Raw genomic sequence first — 15,528 nt, forward strand, 5'->3', positions numbered from 1 at the left:
GATGTCATCGACCGCACGCAACCAGGTCTTCTCCGCCGTCCAGACCGTCGGCTCGCTCCTGCCCGCCGACATGCTCGTGCGAATCAGCGAAGGCAAGGACGTCACCGGCTCGACCCCGACCGACTACGGGATCGTCGGCGGCGGCTCGGTGCGCGACGAGGCCGAACGCCACTGGGACTACCTCAAGGGCGCCTGGCGCGTCCTGCGCGAGAAGCTGCCCCAAGCCGCCCCCGCCGATGCCACGCCAGGCACAGTCCCCCCCGACCCGACCGGACTGGCCGCCAGTAACTGGCTCGAGCCCCTGTTCGCCGAACTCGGCTTCGGGCGGCTGCAACCGGTGCCCGCGACCGGCATCGCGTGCGACGACGAGACGAAGACCTTCCCGATCACCCACACCTGGGCACACGTGCCGATCCACCTCGTCCCCTGGGACGCGGACCTGGACCGCAAACCGAACACGCCACGCGCGGCCGGCACCCCGCCGCAGTCGCTCGTGCAGGAACTGCTCAACCGCGCCGACGCCCACCTGTGGGCCGTGCTCTCCAACGGACGACAGCTCAGACTCCTGCGCGACTCGGCCTCACTGGTCGGCGCCTCATACGTGGAATTCGACCTCGAAGCCATCTTCGACGGAGAACTCTTCTCCGAGTTCGTGCTCCTGTACAGGCTGCTGCACGTCTCGCGGTTCGAGGTCGAACCCGGCGCCGCGCCGACGACCTGCCGACTGGAGAAATGGCGCACCGACGCCATCGACTCCGGCACCCGCGCACTCGAGCAGCTACGCGACGGCGTACAGCGCGCGATCACCAGCCTGGGCACAGGGTTCACGCAGCACGCGCGGAACACGCCGCTGCGCGAGGACATCGACCCGGACCAGCTGAAGAAGGCGCTGCTCAGGCTCGTCTACCGGATGCTGTTCCTGTTCGTGGCCGAGGACCGCGACGTGCTCATCCCGGCGGACGCGGACGCGAAGGCGCGCGAACGCTACGAACGCTACTTCTCCACATCACGCTTGCGCGAGACAGCACGCCGCAGCGTGGGAACGAGCCACGGCGACCGCTGGGAGACACTCCGACAGGTCCTCGACCACCTGCGCGACGAGCAGGGATTCCCGCCGCTCGGCCTGCCCGGACTCGGCGGCATCTTCGAGCACAACGACGCCGACGCGGTCCTCGACGGCGCCACACTGTCGAACGAGGCGCTGCTCGGCGCGGTACGGGCGCTGTCGGTCGTGTACGACCCGAAGGCCAAGCGCAACCGCGTCATCGACTACCGGCACCTCGGAGCGGAAGAGCTCGGCTCGATCTACGAGTCCCTGCTGGAACTCGTGCCCAAGTACGACCCGGCCGACCGCAGCTTCCAACTGATCGAACTGGCCGGCAACGAGCGCAAGACCACCGGCTCGTACTACACACCGACCTCGCTCATCGACTGCCTGCTCGACTCCGCACTCGATCCCGTACTGGACAGGCTGAACGGCCAGGTCGGCATCGGCGCGTACAAGTCGGGGATGACACCCGAGCAGACGCTGGAGACGATGCTGCTCAACATCAAGGTCTGTGACCCCGCGTGCGGGTCGGGGCACTTCCTCGTCGCGGCGGCCAGAAGGATCGCGAAACGGCTCGCCGCCGTGCGCGAAGGCAACCCCGAGCCCACGCTGGACGCGGTACGCACGGCGATGCGGGACGTGGTGGCCAAGTGCGTCTACGGAGTCGACCTCAACCCCATGGCGGTCGAGCTCGCGAAAGTCTCGCTGTGGCTCGAGGCGCTGGAACCGGGCAAACCCCTCGGCTTCCTCGACGCGCACGTCAAGCAGGGCAACGCGCTGCTCGGAACGACACCGAAGCTGCTCGCGGACGGCATCCCCGACGACGCGTTCAAGCCGATCGAGGGCGACGACAAGAAGTGGGCGGCAGCGCTGCGCAAGCAGAACGAGAAGGAGCGCGGCGGACAGGACTCCCTGTTCGACCTCGCACCGGGGATAAAGGTCGGCAACCTCGAGTTCGCGCGCAACGTCGAGAAGATCACCGGCACGAAGGCGGACGCACTCGCCGACGTGCACCGGCAGGAAGCCGCGTTCCACGCATGGGAGCAGTCCGAGGACTACCGCAAGCGCAGGCACGTCGCGGACGCGTGGTGCGCGGCGTTCGTGTGGGTGAAGACGAAGGACGCGCCGCAGGCCGTGACCGAAGCGGCCCTCAAGGCCCTCGACACTCCGACCGGCGCGGGCATCGCGCTCGAGACGCACGAGGAGATCGCGCGGATCGCGAAGGAATACGAGTTCTTCCACTGGCACCTGGAGTTCCCCGAGGTCTTCCGCGTTCCGGAGGGCGAAGGCGGCTCCGCCGACATCGACGAGCGGACCGGCTGGTCCGGCGGCTTCAGCTGCGTGCTCGGAAACCCGCCGTGGGAGCGGATCAAGCTGCAGGAGCAGGAGTTCTTCGCCCAACGAGACGAGGAGATCGCCAAGGCGCCGAATGCTGCCGCGCGCAAGAAGCTGATCGCCAAACTGCCTCAAGACCATCCCGAGCTCGCCGACGAGTTCGCCGCCGCCAAACGCCGATCCGAAGGCGAAAGCCACTTCCTGCGCGTCAGCCAGCGCTACCCGCTCACTGGCCGCGGCGACATCAACACGTACGCGGTCTTCGCTGAGACTGCACGATCCCTGGTATCGGCGCGCGGCCGCCTCGGCATCATCATCCCGACGGGCATCGCAACCGACGCGACAACCGCGCCGTTCTTCAGAAGCATCGTTGAAGCAGCCACGCTAGACTCCTTGCTTGACTTTGTGACAAATCCGCGAATGTGGACCGATATCGGAAACCGCCGCTATCGCTTCTCGCTCGTCGTTGTCACTGGCGATGCAGAACACGTCGAGCAGGCGGAGTTCTGGACCCTGGCGAAACATCCGGACGAGCTCCCACCCCGTGGCGAGCGGATTCAGATTTCGCTGAGAGACCTCTTGCTCGTCAACCCAAATACCGGCACCACGGCGCTGTTCCAGACCCGGCGCGACGCGGACATCACACTCGGCATCTACCGCCGAGTCCCCGTCCTCATCAATGAGGCCGAGAAGAACGGCAACCCGTGGGGCATCTCGTTCATGACTATGTTCCACATGTCGAACGACTCCGGACTGTTCCGAACCCAAGAGCAGCTGGAGCGCGATGGCTGGAACCTGAGTGGCAACCGCTTCTTCCGCGCCGGAGCGCAGATGCTTCCGCTCTATGAAGCCAAGCTAATCCACCATTTCGACCATCGGCTCAGCTCGTACGATAAGCGAGCTCCGGGCAGCCAAGATACAGAACTTCCTCGCCTCGATTTGGACGAGAAGAACGATCCGTCTCGGGTGCCAATCCCGCGCTACTGGGTCGCCGAGGCGGAGGTCACGAAACAGCTCGCGGATAAGCACTGGGACCGCGGCTGGCTCCTCGGCTGGCGCGACATTTGCCGCGCCACTGACGAGCGCACGATGGTCAACTCCGTGCTGCCAATCGCCGCCATCGGGCACCCGTTCCCGCTTATGCTAATGAGGGACTACAGCAAAATCGGGTCATTGAACGCGCTCTTAGCATCCTTCGTGCTCGACTACGTGTCCAGGCAGAAGATCAGTGGAGTACACCTGACGTACGGCTATGTGACGCAGCTTCCGGTGCTGATTCCCGAAGCGCTCGACCCGCACGCCGCCTTCATCACCCCCCGCGTCATCGAGCTCACCTACACCGCCTGCGACATGGAGCCCTTCGCCCGCGACCTCGGCGACTCCGGTGCTCCCTTCCACTGGGACGAGGACCGCCGCTTCCTGCTCCGGGCCGAGCTCGACGCGCTCTTCTTCCACCTCTACGGCATCGACCGCGATGACGTCGACTACATCATGGAGACGTTCCCGATCGTCAAGCGCAAGGACATCGCCGCGCACGGCACCTACCGCACCAAGGACCAGATCCTCGCGATCTACGACGCGATGGCCGCCGCCAACGGCTCCGGCTCCACCTATCGCACTCTCCTCGATCCCGCCCCCGGCTTCGGCCCTCGGCATCCGGCCCGCGACTCGGGAGCACAGTCATGAACGGCGCGCCAGACTCAGTGTTCGAAGGACCAAGCCTCGACGCCCTGCCCGACTTCTTCGTCAAACTGCCCGGCAACGGGCCGACCGGACGCGGTCGCCTCATGGATCGTCCGGTGGGCGGGCGAGCCGGGCGCTTCGTCGTGTTCGCCGGCTCACCCGCACGCGCCGAGGAGGTGCCCTCCTTCAAGGTGCACATGGTCAGTTCCAGCCGTCTGCGGGACCGGCTGATAGCGGACGGTGCGTTCAAGCAGTCCGATCACTGGCCCGGCTGGCTGGAGCTGACACGTGACGTGGAGTGCAGCTCCCCGTCCCAAGGCGTCGAGATTCTGACCGGCTCGTCGGCGAACGGGCTGCGGGAGTGGAAGACGCAGGACGGCCGTTCGCTCGGCGAGTTCATCGGCCGGCGAGCGCCCGGAGTCGCCGGGGCCTGGTTGGTACGTGGATCGAGCGTGCACGGCGTCGATCTCGTGCAGCGATTCTGGCTCCCAGAAGGCGTCGTTTCGCTGCCCGCGACCCGGCTGCGACAGCTGCTCGCCCCCGACGAGCCCGCACCGGCGCTCAGCCTCGACCAGATCCGGCGCATCGTCGACGAGGACTACGCGGACGCCGAGACCTACAGCGTCCGCGAACAGCTCGCCGAAGACCTCCACGCCTTCGTCACCCTGATGCACCCGGACGACCAGATCGTCACGCTCTCCGGCGGCGAACTGCGACTCGGGAGCATTGTCGGGGAGCCGGAGCAGGTCGAGTCGTCCAACGGGCTGTCAAACCTGCGCCGCACGGTCGAATGGTCCACCGAATCCTTCGACTACACCGAACTGCCGGACGAACTACAGCAGCTGCTCTCCGTGCAGCGAGACGTCGTCAACCTCGCCAAGGTCGCGGCCCTGATACGCGGTCTCGGCGTGTCCGACCAGGAGATCGACGAGCAGAAGCAGGACGACCCGACGCTTGAGAGCGTCGAGATCGCGCGCCGCGAGCTGCGCCTGCCGGAGCCGGATGCCGAACTCGCCGACGAGCTGCTCATCCCGCGCGACTGGCTCCAGGAAGTGCGCGATCTCCTGTGGGACGACAAGCAGATCGTCCTGTACGGCCCGCCGGGCACCGGTAAGACGTACCTTGCGCAGCACCTGGCCGAGTACCTCTCCGGCCGCGACCCGCAGCGGGTCAAGCTCGTGCAGTTTCACCCGTCCTACTCCTACGAGGACTTCTTCGAGGGCTTCCGGCCGCGCGAGGATCCGAAGACCGGCAACGTCGCCTTCCGCATCACCGCCGGCCCGCTGCGCGAGCTCGCCGAACTCGCCGCGCGCGAAGGCAACCGGCACATCCCGCACTTCCTGATCATCGACGAGCTCAACCGCGCGAACCTCGCGAAGGTCTTCGGCGAGCTTTACTTCCTGCTCGAATACCGCAAGCGCACCGTCCGCCTCACCTACTCCGGCGATGACTTCGGCCTGCCCCCGAACCTGTTCATCATCGGAACCATGAATACCGCCGACCGGTCGATCGCGCTCGTGGACACCGCGATGCGGCGCCGCTTCGCCTTCATCGAACTCTCCCCGGCCGAAGAACCCACCAAGGGTTTGCTTCACCGGTGGCTGGCCCGCAAAGGTAGGGAGCCCGAGCCCGCCCTACTCCTCGACGCGCTCAACGCGCGCATCGACGACCCCGACTTCAAGATCGGACCGTCCTACCTCATGAAGCCCGGCGTATACCGGGACGGCGGCCTGGAACGCACCTGGCGCACGAAGATCCTGCCGCTGCTGGAAGAACACCACTACGGCGAAGGCATCGGCATCGACCGCCGGTACGGGCTCGCCGCGCTGCGCCGGGCGATATCCGCGTCCACGGCATCGGCGGCCGTCGATGCCGCCGAATCCTCCTCCCCGCTTGAGCGGGACGCGGCAGCGCTGCTGGCCGCACCGGATGACGACGATCCGGAAGCCTCGCGTTGACGGTCATCGAACTGCGCGAGCACGCCCAGCCGGTCGAGCTGCGCCTCGACGACGCGACTGGGCGTGCTCTCGCCGCGTCGGGGATCGTCAAGGCGTCCCCCGATCCATTTCTCCCAGGGATCTGGCGGCTGTCCGCGGACCGGTTCGTCGGTTCGGCCACCGTGGTGGCGACCGCCGCCACACCAGGCGCCACTGAACACACGGCGCACGCGGTGACGGTACGGATCGTCCCGAAGGTCTCGATCAGCCGCCTGTTCTTCCTCCTCGGGTACGCATTGAACCCGAGAGGCTGGCGCGAGGACCAGATCGAACTGGCAGAGCACCCCGATCTGCTGCCCGCGCTCGCGCACGCGTTCGAACGGCAGGCCGACCGCGCCCTGCGACAGGGGCTGCTCCAGGGGTATCGACGCACCGAGGAGAGCGCGTGGGTCGTGCGCGGCCGGCTGCGCGAGACCGAGCAGCTACGCCGACGCTTCGGGGCCGCACTGCCCGTGGAGATCGAGTACGACGAATTCACCACCGACATCCCCGAGAACCGGATCCTGCGCGCCGCCGCCAACCGGCTGCTGCGCCTGCCCGGTGTCCCGGCCCCGGTCCGACGCCGGCTGCTTCACCAGCGCGCCCGCCTCCTGGACACCTCGCCGCTGGTGCGCGGCACGCAACCGCCCTCGTGGTCCCCGAACAGGCTCAACGCCCGATACGTTCCGGCGCTGCGTCTCGCCGAGATCATCCTGCGCGGCGGATCGGTCGAGCACGATCTCGGCGCGGTGCGCGTGAACGGCTTCCTGTTCGACATGGCCAAGATCTTCGAGGACTTCGTCACCGTCGCGATCCGGGAACAGCTCACCGTCGACGCGGCCGGTTCCGCGGGCGCGGTGAAGCTCCAGGCCCGCCACCACCTCGACGAGGCCGACACCGTGCTGCTGAAACCGGACCTGGTCTGGTACGACGCGGCACACCGTCCCCTCGCGGTCATCGACGCGAAGTACAAGGCGGAAAAGCCCGAGGGGTTCCCCGGCGCGGACCTCTACCAGCTGCTCGCCTACTGCACCGTCCTCGGTCTGCCCGAAGGCCACCTCGTCTACGCGAAGGGCAACGCCGCGCACGCCGACCACGTGGTGCGCCGCGCCGGCATCCGCATCCACCAACACGCTCTCGACCTGCAACAGCCCCCCGACGCCATCCTCGCCCAACTCGCCTCAATCGCCCGCCACTGCGAAGGATCAGCCGGTCGGCTGTCGGAGAAAAGCCTCGTCACCAGTTGAACCGAGGATGCGCACACGCGGATGATCCCGTGCGCCGCGGGCTCAGGCGTCGCTAAAGTCGTTCCTCGTGACGGATACCGACCACCTTCTCCCCGGCTGGAGCGACGACACTGAGGTTCGCGAGACCTCGCACGCGGCATTGTCGAACCTGGTCGCCGTGCTGGACCTGGCAGGCCGTGGCCAGATCAAGTGCAGCGAGAAGACCAGGCGTCCGACCGCGGCGAGCGTGGAAGCGGTCGCGCGAGTGCTGCAAGGCGGCGACTTTTACCGCGATGAGAGCCTCGGGCCGATCGCCGCGTTCGCGTGGCCCCTGCTGATCCAGGCCGGCGGTCTCGCTCAGATGAACGGCACCCGCCTGGACCCGACCACCCGCGGCCGGGCCGTTATGGCCGCCCCGACGTACCCGGCCCTGGCGGGCCTGTGGGGCAAGTGGCAGGCCAAGGCACTGATCGACGAGTTCTCCAGGGTCGAGGCGATCAAAGGCCAGCGCAAGGCGGCCACCCTCACCGCCCCGCTGAAACGGCGCACCGGCGTCGCGCTCGGGCTCGCCGACCTTCCGATGGGCGAGTGGATCGAGACCGACGCGGCGTTCCGCGGGCTTCGACGACATCCGGAACTCAAGATCGCCCGCAACGAGCGGGCGGCGTGGAACCTGTACCTGGAGGACGCGCAGTACGGCTCGATGGGCTATGACGGATTCGGGAGCTGGGAGGTGCTCGAAGGCCGCTACGCGTTATGCGTGATGTTCGAGTACGCCGCCACGCTCGGGCTGCTCGATGTCGCCTACCGCGATCCCGAAGACGCGCGCAACGATTTCCGCCACCTGTGGGGCGCCGAGGACTACGGATACCTCTCCCGCTATGACGGCCTTGTCGCGGTGCGCGTCAACACGCTTGGTGCGGCCGTCCTGCGGGCACGCCCAGCAGAGGACCTCGTCCTGCCCGCGGTCGCCCCGGTCGCCCCGGTCGTGGCGGTAGCGGCGCAGCCCGGCCGCGCGCGGGCCGCGCGTTCGGCGCGCGTCGCGGAGTCCGCACCGCCGATGCCGCGTACGAGCACGCGATGCAAAGCGGACCGGGCAATCGTCTCAGCCCTGTCCGACGCGAGCGCAATGCGGGTGTTCGCGGCCGTGGTCCCTGTGGCAGGACCCGACCAACCGGACCAGCCTCGGCCGGGAATAGTCTCATACAGGTACATCACAGTGACCGGCATCGGCAAGGTCACCGGGCTCACACCCGAAGTGATCAACGCGGCGGTCGCACGGCTGGCTGAAGCAGGGGTGTTGACCTGCGACGGCGACCCCGAACACGGATGGCGCATCAGCCCGCACGCGTTCACGCCGTGAGCCGAACCGGCACAGCATAATGCCAGCGATACCGCACCGCTCAAAGCCACCCGGCACCCCGCCGGTAAAAACGGACAAGGGTGTAGATCGGATCGAGTGACTGCCCCTGACCTGCGAGGGCAGCGATGATTTCGACGCAGGTCAGGTACGCGATTGCGGAATGCGCCTGGTAGGCGAAGCGACGCTCACTCAGCCCGAGCCACACCCATCGTGTTTCTCGTGCGGGCAGGTTCATCGTTCGGGGTGCGCACCATTTCGCGGGGCGTCAGAGCATCCGCCTCGAAGTCGTTGTACGCTTCAACGCTGTACGCCCACAGGACGGCCCAGCGCTCACGCTCGACGTCCGGGATCTGGTCCTCCCATTTCACGGGTTCACTCCCACGCCCGGTTCCGCGTAGATCGTCGTCGAATTCCACTCGCCACTAGAGCAGAATGAGCGAGCAGAATGAGCGAGTGATGCCGTTAATGCCCGACCCTAGCGATCTGAAGCGTTTCCTCTCCGCGCCAGGAAAACGAGGCTGGTCGGGCACTGTGCTCCCCGCGGACGCGGGGGTGGTCTGATGCGTCGGTTTACTGACTGACCGTTGTCGCCGCCGTGGAGGTAGTCGGCGTTGTTCGTGGCGTCGCCTCCACGGTCAGGTCGGATGACTGGCTGATGGTTGCGAGCGAGGCGGTTCGGTCGTCGAGGTCGGTGCGTTCATCGAGGAGCCATGTCTGGTCGAGGTCGGAGACGCCTTCGGCGAGGTCGCCGCGTACGTGTGCGAGGGCTTGGGCGGCCAGCTCGGTGCGGCGGGCGGGGTTGTGCTCGGTGCGGGCTTCGGTTTCGAGTTGGGTGAAGTCGGCGTGGTCGGTGCGGATCAGCCGGTGGTTGAGGTGGTAGGTGCCGTGTGGTTCGCGGATGACCGACTGGACGTCTTCGCCGTCCTCTGGGATGTGGTCGGGGGCGAGTTCGGTGATGACGGTGTGGAGCTCTTGTCGGAGGCGTACGAGGGTGCGGTTGGGGCCGCCGGGGCCGCCGTTGTTCCAGATCGCGGTGGTGATCTGCTGGAGAGTGCGGCCGCGTGGGTGGAGGGCGAGGTAGGTGAGCAGTTGGGCGTTGCGCCCGCCGGGGCCGGGCCTTGTCTGGCCGGAGGTGTTCTCGAAGACCAGCGGGCCGAGGATGCGCAGCAGAATCGGGGCACGCAGCGGGGCCGGCGTCGCCGGGCTGCCGGTCGGCGGGGTGCGGCGGACGGCGCTCGCCGAGGTGGAGGTGCCTGTCAGCGGAGTCGCGGGCGGATCCGGCTCGGCTTCCTCGGGCGCTGCGGGCGGGGCGGTGGCGTCCTGGTGGCGTTCGTCGTCGGCGGGGTCGGACTCGGGGTGCTGGTCTGCGAGTCGGGCGTGGTGTTCCCCGTGGGTCTGGGCGGGGATGCGCTGTGCGGTCCTGGCAGCGCGGTCGTGGCGCAGGGTGGTGTAGAGGTCTGCGGCCATCGGGCGGGGCACGGTGTGGAAGCGTGTGCCGGCGAAGGCGGCGGCCCGCGGGCCCGTGACCTTGGATGGACGGCCTTCGTCGTCGATCATGATGCTGGTCAAGGGGTGGGCGGCGAGGTGACCCGGGTCGCCGATGAGCAGGATGGCGAGACCGTTGTGTCCTCTGTCGGCGGCGAGTGCGGCGCTGATCTGGAAGGTGGTGGCTGACTGGGCATCGGCGATGACGAGGGTTCGCGCGCCCTCGGCGTTCCCGGCGCGGTCGGCGGCGGCGTTCAGGGCGGCGGCGGTGTCCGGAAGCAGGACGAGCCAGTCGGGGTCGTGCGGGTCCATAGCGGCGCCGATGAGCTGGTGGGCGAGGGTTTCGGTGGTGACGAGGCGGTGCGGGGGCTGGGAGGCCAGGGCGCTGAGGGCGAGGGCGGCGGCTGCGTCGTGTGCGCTGGGGCCGGTGTAGACGGTCAGGGGGTGGTGTTCGGGCTCGAGGATCGCCTCGTCGGAGCCGGTGGGGGCCGTGCCGAAGACGAGGTGTTCGGGGCGTGGCCGCAGCAGCGGGGGCGGGTTGGGTTCGGTTTCGAGTTCGGGGTCCCAGTCGCCTGTCGCGGCCATCTCGGCCCGGGTGGCGATGACGGTGAGCTGCTCGACGGACCTGGGCATCTGCGGGTCGTGGCCGGTGCGGCGGGCGAGGCGGCGCAGGGTGAGCGTCGCGCCGGCTGCGGCCATCAGGAGGGTGATGCCGATGTAACCGCCGTCCGGGAGGTCGAGGCCGGTGGTCCACGGGGCGTGTGCGCGCGGGCCGTGGGCCGGGTTCGGGGGGCGGTTCGCGCGGTTTGCGGCTGTCGCGGTGTCGGGCGGCACGCGGCGGGCTCCGGCGGACGGGACGGGGCGGTGGCCGGTGGCGGCCGGGGTGGGGGTTTCGGGCGCGACGGGGCGCGGTGTGGCCGACGTCGCGGCGGTGGCGGCCGGACCGTCGGAGCCGGTGGTGGGGCGGGGCGGCGCGGGGGTCGCACGGGTTGTATGGGGCGGCGGCATCGTGACGCCCGTGCGGGGAACGGTCAGCGTCCAGCCGGGCTGGATGAGCTCGGGGTTGGCCAGGACGTCGCCACCTTGCTCGGTGCGCCCGAGGTTGGCGTCGTAAATCTCTGGCCAGTCCTGGCCTTCGCCGTATGCGTCCTTAGCAATGGCCCACAGGGTCTCGCCTTCTTGGACGGTGTGCGCGCCGGCGCCCCCGTGGTGCCGCTGGTGTTCGCAGTGCGCGATCGCCTTTCGGACCTGCGCCTCCAGGGCGCTGTGCCCGCGCATCCCGCGATCGCCCCGTTCATACCCGTGGCGCAGGTGGTGGTGTGGGAGGGTCGTGGCGTGGACCGCCCCGGCGGGGGCTTGGGCTGCGGCCGCCGTGCCCGTGACCATGACGCTCACGACCGTGGTCGGGGTCAGGCGCAACAGGATGTGCGGGATGGCGGTGCGTGGGATGTGGAAGACGGTGACGAGCAGTTGCAGGGCGGCGGCGAGGGCGAAGGGCGCCCAGATGATCCACGCCAGGTCGATGGCGGCGAGGGCGAACTCGGGCGCGTCGGCGGACGGGTCGGCCTGGAGCGTGTTCCAGAACAGTTCGGCCTGGTTGAGGTTGAGGTACGGGAGGGTCGCTGTGAGGGGGTTTTCTGCGGCGCGCCACAGGCCGACGGGGATGGCGGCGAGGGCGATGTAGAGCACGATGAACGGTTCGGCCCGCCGCAGCGGGCCGGGGCGCTTCGGCACGGGCTGCGGTGCGCGCGGTGGGGCCGTCATGGACGGGTTCCCTGGTTGCGGCCCGTATCGCCCGGCGTGGCGATGCCGGCGACGAGTGTGGCCACGCCCGTGCCGGTGGCGGTGAAGCCGCGGAGCCCGAAGGCTTGCAGGATGCGGGCGGGGATGGTGCGTCTGGCGGTGACGGTGAGCGTGTGTCCGTGGAGGCTGGCAGTGCCGGTGTCGCCGTGTGCGCGCAGGAAGTTTTCCGCGGTGTCGATCGCGCGGGCCGAGGCGGGGATGAGGCGGCCGTCGCGTAACTGGTCGAGTTGGAGTTGCTCGATTCCCGCGCGGGCGGCTTGTTCGGCCTGGTCGATGGCTTGGGCTCGGGCGGCGAGGGTTTCGCCGCCGTCGACCAGCAGCCCGGTGGCGGCGATGATGGCGGTCGCGGCGAGCAGGAAGTAGACGCTCGCGGAGCCGCGTTCGTGCTCCTCGTGCACCAGGGCCGGGTCTGGGTTCTGAGTCACGGGGCGCCTCCGGGTGCGTAGAGGTTGCGCGGTGCGGTTTCGGCGGCGCTCACGGTTTCGTGTCCGGGGAATCCGGCCGTGAGCAGGTCGTGGAGGGGGACGGTGCAGTTCACGGCGGCGGTGACGGAGTCGGCCGCGCGGTTCTGGGTGAGGGTGACGTGCGGGTCGGTGCAGTCGTAGGAGCCGGCGAGGATCGCGCGGGCGGCGTCCTGGGCGCGGGACTGCGCCCCGTTGCCGGTGTCGGTGCCCAGGGCTGCGGCGAGGGCCGCTTGGTCAGCGGCCTGGTCGATCAGGTCCCTGGCGTGCACGGCGCGGGCGGCGCCGACGACGAACAGCAGCAGGAGCACGACGAGCGGGATCACGATGACGGTCTCGACGCTCAACGACCCGTCCTGCGGGCAACGCGTCTCGGGCGCAGGGTTCTGAATCATCCGGCGGCCCCGAACTCCTGGATGGGCCCGGTGTCGGTGACGGTGATCGTCTCTGCGATGCCGAGCAGCGGGGTGCTCTGGCCGGTCACGGTCACCACGGCCTCGTGCCCTTGTCGGCGGACGGTGACCTGGGGATGATGCAGGGTTCCGGTGAGCTGTCCGAGCATCTGCTCGCCGAGGTCGTGGGCCACGGCGAGGCTGCCGCCGTAGGCGGTGGCCGCATCCAGGCTGTCGTGGGCGGCGTACCCGGCGGCCTCGCGGGCGTAGCCCAGGAAGGCGAGCTGCACGAGGCCGAGCGCGAGGACCGCGAGCAGCCCGGCCAGGAGCGTGAGCTCGACGCTGACGGAGCCGGACTCGTCCCCGAGGGACGCGGCGGTGGCGTCGTTGTAGGTTTCCACTGGACTTGTCCTCTCGCGCGCGGGCGAAGTCGTCCATGCGTCGAGGCATGTCGGGCCCTGCGAGCGCTGTTCGTATCCAACTCTTCGTGGTCCCATGCCATGACCCTGCCTGAGTGGCCAGATGCCAGGTCACAGCGCCCTAGTGGACAACCAAGCGAGCACAGAGCGTGGACTGGCCACCCGGTGGACAAGTAGGCCGTCGAGTCGACATGTTCGATGGATCCCTACAACCAGGGCGGGCGTGCATGGGTGTGCGTGTCTCCGTGGATCAGAAGTCGATCGAGTTCGCTTTGTCCAGGACCTTCTTCGTGATCACGGCCAGCACCCCGATGGCGAGCAGGACGATACCCGCGATGATCACGACCATCTCGGTCGAGTAGTTTCCCGCCTCGTCCTGCGTGCTCTCGCTCGGCTGCGCGTACCGCGCGGCCCAGTCAGCCAGCTTCAGGTACCGGCCGTGGACGTGGCTGATGACGGACAGGACAAGGTCCTGGGCGCCGGGGATCGGGGACATGGGTCTCCTTGTGTGTGCGGGCTGTGGGCTAGAGCGCGTGCATGGCTGTCGCCGCGGCGGGGGTGATCACGAGCAGGAGGTAGCCGAGCATCATGAGCGCGGTCGGCAGCACGGTCTTCTCGGTCGCGGCGATCTCGGTGGCCTCGCGGGCGGCGAGCTGGCGCTCGTGCATAGCCGCGGACCTCGTCGAGAGCGTGGCGCGTAGGCGGGCGCCCTCGTGCCCGGCCAGGCTGACGGCTGCGGCCAGCTCCGTCAGCTCGGGCACCTCGGCGCACCGACCGAGCTCGGCCAGGGCGTCCCACGCAGGGGTCCCGGAGGACTGCGCGTAGGCGAGCGCTCCGCGCAGCTGCGCAGCGGCGGCGCCTTGGCCGGCTTCGGACGCGGTGGCCAGGGCTTCGTTGAGGTTGCCGCCCCCGGCCAGCGCGAGGCTTGCCAGCGTCAGGAAGCTGCCGATGGCCTGGCGCAGGCCGTCGCGGTGCGTAGCGGCCTCGGCCTTGAGGCGTTGGTTCGGGGCGGTGAACCCGTAGAGCGCGGGAACGCCGACGATGGCCGTGGCGAAGACGGGCGGGACGGGCAGGGCGTCAGCGCACAGGAACGCGAACAGGCCGGCGCCCATGGCGGCGAGCGCGAGAGCGGTGGCGATCTGCGAGGCCACATGTGTGGCGGCCTCACGCTCCAGCAGCGCCAGATCGCGTCGGCGTGGCTCCCGTGGCAGGCCCAGACGGGTGCACCAGGGCACGAGCGGGGCGGCGGCCCTGGTGAGCGGGCCCGGGCGTGGACCGGTGGCGACCTGCTGCTCGGGCCGGTGGCTCGGGCTGTAGGGAGCGGCCTGCGGCTTCACGGCGGCCGGTTTCGGGAGCGCGGCGGTGGCCACGACGAACACACCGAGGCCGACCAGCAGTGCGCAGGCGAACGTGGCGATCATCCCCGGCCCCACATGCCCGCGTAGGTGTGCGCTGTGTTCCGGCGCGGTCCGGGCAGATGCACCGCGGGATCCGGCGCCAGCGCCCGGAAAGGGTCGTGTTCGGCGTCGGGATCCGAGTACAGCAGCCGGGGCTGCTCGGTCGGACGTGAAAGCCGAGCCAGCCAGGCGAACCCGGCCGCGAACAGGCCACTGATGCCCAACAGGACGAGCTGCCCGATCGGGGCGCCGAAGAAGGCGAGGAAGGAGGCGTCGAAGACGTAGAGCACCACGCCGAGGCCGAGCACCACCCCGGTGATCACGCGCACGGCGGTGCGGGTCCTGGCCCTGGCCACACCGATCCGCACCCGCATCGCAGCTTCCGCGCGGGCCGCGCGCGCGAGGTCCGCCAGCAGCGGCGCGAGGTCGCGCGCGCTATTGCGCGCCGCGTGCGACAGGGCGATCACCACGAGGTCGCCGGTCGGGTCGGCGAGCTTGTGGCCGAAAGCGCGCAGCGCCTTGTCGATCGGGACGGTGCGGTCCTCGATCACCGCCGCGAGCTCGCGCGCTTCGGCGGCGATCGGGTCCGGGGCGTTGCGGGCCGCTGCCGTGATCGCCTGCCCGAGTCCGGCCGCCGCGTTGAGCGTGTCGCGCATCATCTCGGTCAGCGCGGCGATCGCGCTCACCTTGTCGATCTTCGCGGATGCGCCGCCGTCCGAACGCAGCACCTCCGGCAGGAACAACGCCCCGGCGAACCCGATCGGCAGCAGCACCGGCCACGACGTGACCAGGGCCAGCGCGATACCGGTGCCGGCGGACAGCAGCACGCGGCGCGCCAGCGCGCCAGCGGCCCTCACACCCCTGGCAGGATGCCGAGTCGTACGGAATCGACCGCCCGCCGATCCCGCCGTCGTGGTCTCAACCTCCTGTGGGCCGGGAG

The 15,528-nt window shown here is 69.3% G+C and carries 12 protein-coding genes; 4 read left to right on the plus strand and 8 right to left on the minus strand.

Features of this window, described 5'->3' with window-relative positions:
- Window position 1 precedes the first annotated feature (1 nt).
- The 4 genes from ACTRO_RS24415 to ACTRO_RS24430 all read left to right on the plus strand — a co-directional run bounded on the left by ACTRO_RS24415 (window position 2) and on the right by ACTRO_RS24430 (window position 8,631).
- Window positions 2-4,069 carry an Eco57I restriction-modification methylase domain-containing protein gene (locus tag ACTRO_RS24415; RefSeq protein WP_034266584.1) on the plus strand — a complete coding sequence of 1,356 codons (4,068 nt, stop codon included), beginning with the start codon at window positions 2-4 and terminating at the stop codon, window positions 4,067-4,069.
- Window positions 4,066-6,024 (plus strand): DUF4357 domain-containing protein, encoded by a 1,959-nt coding sequence (locus tag ACTRO_RS24420; RefSeq protein WP_063628066.1) that lies wholly within the window; start codon window positions 4,066-4,068, stop codon window positions 6,022-6,024. The genes ACTRO_RS24415 and ACTRO_RS24420 overlap by 4 nt, the downstream gene beginning before the upstream one ends.
- A complete protein-coding gene (locus ACTRO_RS24425) occupies window positions 6,021-7,289 on the plus strand; it encodes an McrC family protein (RefSeq protein ID WP_051451316.1) in 1,269 nt (422 codons plus the stop codon). Before ACTRO_RS24420 ends, ACTRO_RS24425 begins: the two co-directional genes overlap by 4 nt.
- A 67-nt stretch (window positions 7,290-7,356) precedes the next feature.
- Window positions 7,357-8,631 carry a hypothetical protein gene (locus ACTRO_RS24430; RefSeq protein WP_051451317.1) on the plus strand — a complete coding sequence of 425 codons (1,275 nt, stop codon included), beginning with the start codon at window positions 7,357-7,359 and terminating at the stop codon, window positions 8,629-8,631.
- Between the two features lie 185 nt (window positions 8,632-8,816).
- Here the strand turns inward: ACTRO_RS24430 and ACTRO_RS24435 are convergent, their stop codons facing one another.
- From ACTRO_RS24435 to ACTRO_RS24470, 8 genes are all read right to left on the minus strand, one after another.
- A complete protein-coding gene (locus ACTRO_RS24435) occupies window positions 8,817-8,999 on the minus strand; it encodes a hypothetical protein (protein WP_034266586.1) in 183 nt (60 codons plus the stop codon).
- 202 nt (window positions 9,000-9,201) lie between these two features.
- Window positions 9,202-11,880, minus strand: coding sequence for a LysM peptidoglycan-binding domain-containing protein (locus ACTRO_RS24440; RefSeq protein WP_034266587.1), 2,679 nt, complete (start codon window positions 11,878-11,880; stop codon window positions 9,202-9,204).
- On the minus strand, window positions 11,877-12,344 hold the full coding sequence (locus tag ACTRO_RS43815) for a hypothetical protein (protein WP_051451318.1): 468 nt from the start codon (window positions 12,342-12,344) through the stop codon (window positions 11,877-11,879). Before ACTRO_RS43815 ends, ACTRO_RS24440 begins: the two co-directional genes overlap by 4 nt.
- Window positions 12,341-12,727, minus strand: coding sequence for a TadE/TadG family type IV pilus assembly protein (locus ACTRO_RS47440; protein ID WP_034266590.1), 387 nt, complete (start codon window positions 12,725-12,727; stop codon window positions 12,341-12,343). The genes ACTRO_RS43815 and ACTRO_RS47440 overlap by 4 nt, the downstream gene beginning before the upstream one ends.
- Window positions 12,728-12,771: 44 nt before the next feature.
- On the minus strand, window positions 12,772-13,173 hold the full coding sequence (locus ACTRO_RS47445) for a TadE/TadG family type IV pilus assembly protein (protein ID WP_034266592.1): 402 nt from the start codon (window positions 13,171-13,173) through the stop codon (window positions 12,772-12,774).
- Window positions 13,174-13,441: 268 nt separating this feature from the next.
- Window positions 13,442-13,687, minus strand: a complete 246-nt coding sequence (locus tag ACTRO_RS24460; RefSeq protein ID WP_034266593.1) for a hypothetical protein — start codon at window positions 13,685-13,687, stop codon at window positions 13,442-13,444.
- 28 nt (window positions 13,688-13,715) lie between these two features.
- Window positions 13,716-14,612, minus strand: coding sequence for a type II secretion system F family protein (locus ACTRO_RS24465; RefSeq protein WP_051451319.1), 897 nt, complete (start codon window positions 14,610-14,612; stop codon window positions 13,716-13,718).
- Window positions 14,609-15,445, minus strand: coding sequence for a type II secretion system F family protein (locus tag ACTRO_RS24470; RefSeq protein ID WP_169739942.1), 837 nt, complete (start codon window positions 15,443-15,445; stop codon window positions 14,609-14,611). Before ACTRO_RS24470 ends, ACTRO_RS24465 begins: the two co-directional genes overlap by 4 nt.
- Window positions 15,446-15,528 lie beyond the last annotated feature (83 nt).

The sequence above is a fragment of the Actinospica robiniae DSM 44927 genome, from assembly GCF_000504285.1.
Taxonomy (GTDB): Bacteria; Actinomycetota; Actinomycetes; order Streptomycetales; family Catenulisporaceae; genus Actinospica; species Actinospica robiniae.